This is a genomic window from Marinobacter shengliensis, from assembly GCF_003007715.1.
Lineage (GTDB): Bacteria > Pseudomonadota > Gammaproteobacteria > Pseudomonadales > Oleiphilaceae > Marinobacter > Marinobacter shengliensis.
Map to the genome: position 1 here is coordinate 1 of NZ_PXNO01000004.1, position 1,268 is coordinate 1,268.

Consider the following 1,268-nt stretch of genomic DNA (forward strand, 5'->3'; position numbering starts at 1 on the left):
ACAAGTGGATACGGCGGAGAATGAGAAGTTACGTGTGGAAGCAATGGGGCCGAAGGGGGTATCGTGAGCTGAGAAAGCGGGGTGTCTCGGTCAAACTGGCCTGGAACACCGCCAAATCAGCCCACGGCCCGTGGCGGCTGAGTCATTCGCCGGCCCTGCGGGAAGCCTTACCGGCCCGGTTGTTTCGGAGCTATGGACTGCCGGAATTGGCAGTACGGTAACGGGTTGAATCAAGTCACTGAATCGCCGTGGTACGTGATCCGTATGCCCGGTGATGTGGGAGGAGGGGCATCGTGAGGTGCCTCCCTATCCCGATTATGTTTTTTTCGCAAACTCGGAGTTTTGATAGTTGTCGGAACTGGTCTCAGTAATCTTTGGTTTATTGGTCGGTGGGTTTATTGGCCATCGTCTTGCGCTGGGGCGTGACAGGCGTAAGGAATTTAACCAGGTTGCCGCTCCCATATATGAGCGCCTGATCCAGGCAGAGGAGCAGGCGCAAAATGGGTATGTGTGGGCGAAATGGGACGATGCTGATATTTCTCAGCTCAAACCCCACATGACGAGACGTCAACGCAAAAAATTGGACTCGCTCATTGAGAATTATCACGAGGCAATTCGTTTGGCTCACACTGAAGGTGACGTGCCATACAAAGCGCCTGAGCCAATTAAGGACGAGTTCTACCGGGTGGTTAATGCACTGAAAGAACTCCAAAAAATGCTGAAGCTTCGTTAACCACAACGGACCTTCGGTTCCGGTGCTATAAGTTTGGAGAACATAACCAGTGCAGGCACGGCGACGCCCATTACATTGCGCCTTCGGCTCCATTCCATGGGCGCGCATGCTGCAAGCGTTATGAGTAAAGACGAGTCCTATGTCTAAGCTAAAAGTGATTTCAATTTCCGTCTTGCTCTTCGCGGGTTTCGCCTCAGTTCTCTCGCTAATGTTCTTCTTTGGGGATTGGGCTCGACTGCTTGCAGTTGCTGTAGTGGGGATCTTTTTGGGATTATTAGCGGCACCCTCTATTGAGCCAAAGGCTTTCAAGCATGCATGGGCCTACGAGCTTTCTTCAGGAGCAATGGCCGGAGCCTTAATTGGGCTGATTTTTGTTGGCAGCGGAGAGTCCGTTGTCGTGGGCGCGCTTATTGGGGGTGTACTGGGTTATACGGCCCCTTATTGGATTAAGCATGCTCCAATCCCGTAAAACTCATAACAAGGCGCAGCAGTACGCGGCCGATGGCCGCCGGACGCCCTTTCCATGGCTCCTTCG

At 53.0% G+C, this 1,268-nt stretch carries 2 protein-coding genes and 1 pseudogene; all 3 read left to right on the forward strand.

Annotated features, from left to right (window positions below; translation table 11 throughout):
• Positions 1 to 221, forward strand: a pseudogene (locus tag C7H10_RS01145) (group II intron reverse transcriptase/maturase); the annotation flags it as partial.
• A gap of 128 nt (positions 222 to 349) precedes the next feature.
• On the forward strand, positions 350 to 733 hold the full coding sequence (locus C7H10_RS01150; RefSeq protein ID WP_106693350.1) for a hypothetical protein: 384 nt from the start codon (positions 350 to 352) through the stop codon (positions 731 to 733).
• 139 nt (positions 734 to 872) lie between these two features.
• Positions 873 to 1,202 carry a hypothetical protein gene (locus C7H10_RS01155; RefSeq protein ID WP_106693218.1) on the forward strand — a complete coding sequence of 110 codons (330 nt, stop codon included), beginning with the start codon at positions 873 to 875 and terminating at the stop codon, positions 1,200 to 1,202.
• Positions 1,203 to 1,268 lie beyond the last annotated feature (66 nt).